The following is a 4,647-nucleotide window of genomic DNA, read 5'->3' as shown; positions in this document are numbered from 1 at the left end:
CTCGCGGTGCGGGCGCGCCGCGCGGCGGCGAGCCGGCGGGCCGAGCGGGTGCGCCGCGACGGGCGGGAGGCGCTCGAGGGCGTGGCGCGGCGATGCCTGGCGGAGCCGACGGCGGCGGTGCTGGCCGAGCACCGGCGGGTGCGGGAGCTGGCCGCGGGGGCGCGGGAGGGCTGAGCCCGGGCGGGCTGAGCCGGGGCGGGCCGCCGGGGTGGGGTGCCGCTGCTCGCCCGGTGATCCCGGGGCGCCGAGTCCTCCACAGGCCCGGGGCGGTGCGTCGTCCCCAGGTTCCGGGTGCTGCTCCCGGCGCCGGCCCGGTCCCGGCGGGCAACGTCGTGCCCACGGCCGGCCCGCACGGGCGCCGGCCCCGGGCACCAGGAGGACGCATGGCGGTCAACGAGCTCACGGTCACGGTGGTCGGCTGGGTCGGCAGCGACCCGGTCCGGTACACCGGCGAGGACGGGCAGGTCCCGTTCACCAAGTTCCGGGTGGCGAGCACCCCGCGGGTGTACGACCGGGACCAGGACGGGTACGTGGACGCCGACACCAGCTGGTTCACGGTCAAGACGTTCCGCCATCTCGCGCTCAACGTCGCCGAGTCCGTGCGCCGGGGCGAGCCGGTGGTCGTGCACGGCCGGCTCCGGCTGGTCGACTGGGTCGCGCCCGACGGCCGCCCGCGGACCACCGCCGAGCTGACGGCCGACGCGGTCGGGCACGACCTGTCCCGCGGGACCACGCGGTTCATGCGGACGGTGCGCACGACAGGGCGGACCGCGGACGGGACGGACGTGCCGCCGGAGCCCGAGGACGGGGCGGACGACGACGCCGGCGCCGGCGGTCCGGGCGGGGAGGTGGTGGACGTGAGCCGGGCGTTCGAGCTGGCGGACGACGACCCGCTGCCGGGCGACGTCCCGGCCGGGACGGCGCGGGCGCTGCCGGCCTGACGGCGCGCCGCGAGGGGACCGGCGGCCGGGCGCCGGATCCGGCGGGCGGCCGCGCGGTCCGGATGGCCGGGATCGCCTAGGCTGGGGGACTGCGCGCCGCCCGGCACCCGCGTGGTCGCCCGGCGCGCGACACCGGAACCGACGACCCCGAGGCGGACGAGTAGCCAGTGGCTGAGTTCATCTACAGCATGTACAAGGCGCGGAAGGCGCACGGCGACAAGGTCATCCTCGACGACGTCTCGCTGAACTTCCTGCCCGGCGCCAAGATCGGCGTCGTCGGGCCCAACGGCGCGGGCAAGTCGACCATCCTCAAGATCATGGCCGGGCTGGACCAGCCCTCCAACGGCGAGGCGCGCCTCAGCCCCGGCTTCACGGTCGGCATCCTCCAGCAGGAGCCGCCGCTGAACGAGGAGAAGACCGTCCTCGGCAACGTCCAGGAGGGCGTCGCCGAGATCAAGGGCAAGATCGACCGGTTCAACGAGATCTCCGCCCTCATGGCCGAGCCCGACGCGGACTTCGACGCGCTGCTCGCCGAGATGGGCCAGCTGCAGGAGGCCATCGACGCCGCCGACGCGTGGGACCTCGACGCCCAGCTCGAGCAGGCGATGGACGCCCTGCGCTGCCCGCCGCCGGACGCCGACGTGTCGGTGCTGTCCGGTGGTGAGCGCCGCCGGGTCGCGCTCTGCAAGCTGCTCCTCGAGAAGCCCGACCTGCTGCTGCTCGACGAGCCCACCAACCACCTCGACGCCGAGAGCGTGCTCTGGCTCGAGCAGCACCTCGCCACCTACCCCGGCGCCGTCCTCGCGGTCACCCACGACCGGTACTTCCTGGACCACGTCGCGGAGTGGATCTGCGAGGTCGACCGCGGCCGCCTGTACCCCTACGAGGGCAACTACTCCACCTACCTGGAGAAGAAGGCCGCCCGCATGGAGGTGCAGGGCAAGAAGGACGCCAAGCTCGCCAAGCGCCTCAAGGACGAGCTCGAGTGGGTGCGGTCCTCGGCCAAGGGCCGCCAGGCCAAGTCGAAGGCCCGCCTGGCCCGCTACGAGGAGATGGCGGCGGAGGCCGACCGGACCCGGAAGCTCGACTTCGAGGAGATCCAGATCCCGCCGGGCCCGCGCCTGGGCAGCGTGGTGCTGGAGGCCGAGAACCTCGAGAAGGGCTTCGGCGACCGCGTCCTCATCGACGGGCTGTCCTTCACGCTGCCACGCAACGGCATCGTCGGCGTCATCGGCCCGAACGGCGTCGGCAAGACCACGCTGTTCAAGACGATCGTGGGCCTGGAGCCGCTCGACGGCGGCTCGCTCAAGGTCGGCGAGACGGTGTCGGTGTCCTACGTCGACCAGTCGCGCGGCGGCATCGACCCCAAGAAGACCCTCTTCGAGGTCGTGTCCGACGGGCTCGACTTCATCAAGGTCGGCAACGTCGAGATGCCGTCCCGCGCCTACGTCGCCTCGTTCGGCTTCAAGGGCCCGGACCAGCAGAAGCCCGCGGGCGTCCTGTCCGGTGGCGAGCGCAACCGGCTGAACCTCGCGCTCACCCTCAAGCAGGGCGGCAACCTGCTGCTGCTCGACGAGCCCACCAACGACCTCGACGTCGAGACCCTCGGCTCGCTGGAGAACGCCCTGCTCGAGTTCCCCGGCTGCGCCGTCGTGGTCTCGCACGACCGGTGGTTCCTGGACCGGGTGGCGACGCACATCCTGGCGTACGAGGGCACCGAGGAGAACCCGGCGTCCTGGTACTGGTTCGAGGGCAACTTCGCCTCCTACGAGGAGAACAAGGTCTCGCGGCTCGGTGCGGACGCCGCGCGGCCGCACCGCGTCACCTACCGCAAGCTCACGCGCGACTGACGCACGCGCACCGCACGCGCCGGCCGCCGTCCCCTACCCGGGGGCGGCGGCCGGCCCGTCTCCCGGGGCGGGGGACCGCGCCGGGCGGCAGGATGGGCGGATGGTCGACGACACGCCTCCGACGCGCGCCGGCGCGGTGACCGGCGCCGACGCCGCGCTCGGCGACGCGCTGGAGCGCCTGCGCGCCCGGCTCCGCGACCTCGCGCTGCCGCTCGACGCCCCGGGATCCGCGCAGGCCCGCGCCGACCGCCGGGCCGCGCTCGACCAGCTCGACGACTACCTGCTGCCGCGGCTCCGTTCCGTCGGCGCGCCGCTGCTCGTCGTCGTGGGGGGCTCCACCGGGGCCGGGAAGTCGACGCTGGTGAATTCGCTGCTCGGCGAGCGGGTCAGCGACCCGGGCGTGCTGCGGCCGACCACGCGGTCACCGGTGCTGGTGCACCACCCGCTCGACGGCGGCTGGTTCGCCGGCGACCGGGTGCTGCCGGGGCTCGCGCGCCTGGCGGGGGACCGGGGGCTCGGCGACAGCGGGCCCGGCACGGAGCCCGGCGCGGCGGCCGTCCGCCTGGTCCCGAGCGCCGCGCTGCCCCGTGGCCTCGCCCTGCTCGACGCGCCCGACGTGGACTCGGTCGAGGAGGCCAACCGGCGGCTGGCGGCCCAGCTGCTCGCCGCCGCCGACCTGTGGCTGTTCGTGACGACGGCCGCCCGGTACGCCGACGCCGTGCCGTGGGACCTGCTGCACAGCGCCGCCGAACGCCACGCGCAGGTCGCCCTCGTCGTGGACCGGGTGGACCCCGGATCCGAGGCGGCGGTCGAGGACCTGCGCCGGATGCTCGACGCGAACGGCCTCGCCGGCGCGCCGCTGTTCCCGGTGCCCGAGGGCACGGGGCCGGACGGACTGCTCCCGGAGGAGGCGGTCGGCGCGGTCGCGGCCTGGCTGTCGGACCTCGGCGGGGACGCGGCGGCCCGGCGCGCCGTCGCGGTGGCGACCCGGGACGGCGTCGTGGACGACCTGGCGCGCCGGGGGCTGGTGCTCGCGCAGGCCGCCGACGGCCAGGTGGTCGCGGACGCCCGGCTTCGGGACGCGGTCGCCCGCTCCTACGCGGAGGCGGCCACGCAGGTCGCGGCCGCGACGTCCGACGGCGCGATGCTCCGCGGGGAGGTGCTGGCCCGCTGGCAGGAGCTCGTCGGCACCGGCGATCTGCTGCGGTCCGTCGAGCGCGGGGCGGGCCGGGTGCGGGACGCCGTCGTCGGGTTCGTCCGCGGCCGGCCCGCCGCGAACCCGCCCGTCGAGCAGGCGATCGCGCACGGGCTGGCGGCCGTCGTCCTGGACGCGGCCGACGCCGCGGCCGAGCGGACGCACGCGGCGTGGCGGGGCGACCCGTCCGGGGCCGCGCTGCTGCCGGACCTCGGGCTGTCCCGGTCGTCGGCGTCGCTGCGCGCGGAGGTGGACGCCGAGATCCGGGCGTGGCAGTCCGACGTCCTGGCGCTGGTGGGCGAGCAGGGCGCGCAGCGGCGCGGCACGGCACGCGCGCTGTCGTTCGGGGTCAACGCGCTCGGCGTCAGCCTGATGGTGCTGGCGTTCGCCTCGACCGGCGGGCTCACGGGGATCGAGGTCGGCATCGCGGGCGGTACCGCGGTGGTCGCGCAGAAGCTGCTGGAGGCCGTGTTCGGCGACGACGCGGTGCGCCGGCTGACCGCGGAGGCGCGCGAGCGGCTCGACGCCCGGGTGCGCGGGGTGCTCGCCGGCGAGGCCGCGCGGTACACCTCGCAGCTCGACGCGCTGGTGGTCACGGGGGGCGACGCGCTCCGGGTCGCGGCGCTGGCGGTCGAGGACGCGGCGCGGGGCGAGCGGGCGG

General features: G+C 76.1%; 3 protein-coding genes. All 3 read left to right on the top strand.

The window, feature by feature from the left end:
* The first annotated feature begins 383 nt into the window (after nt 1-383).
* Nucleotides 384-941, top strand: coding sequence for a single-stranded DNA-binding protein (locus tag FA014_RS17920; RefSeq protein ID WP_195969359.1), 558 nt, complete (start codon nt 384-386; stop codon nt 939-941).
* 167 nt (nt 942-1,108) lie between these two features.
* On the top strand, nt 1,109-2,791 hold the full coding sequence (gene ettA / locus FA014_RS17915; RefSeq protein ID WP_154730985.1) for an energy-dependent translational throttle protein EttA: 1,683 nt from the start codon (nt 1,109-1,111) through the stop codon (nt 2,789-2,791).
* 100 nt (nt 2,792-2,891) lie between these two features.
* Nucleotides 2,892-4,647 (top strand): GTPase domain-containing protein (locus FA014_RS17910; RefSeq protein WP_154730984.1); only part of this gene is annotated, 1,756 nt, incomplete at its 3' end.

This window comes from Cellulomonas hominis (assembly GCF_005239125.1).
Taxonomy (GTDB): domain Bacteria; phylum Actinomycetota; class Actinomycetes; order Actinomycetales; family Cellulomonadaceae; genus Cellulomonas; species Cellulomonas hominis_A.
Note: the sequence above shows the minus strand (reverse complement) of the source record. Positions and strands in the feature narration are given on the sequence as shown.

Bases quoted from the DNA above. Each gene is read 5' to 3' on its own strand.
- FA014_RS17920 (WP_195969359.1), top strand. From the start codon at position 384: ATGGCGGTCAACGAGCTCACGGTCACGGTGGTCGGCTGGGTCGGCAGC.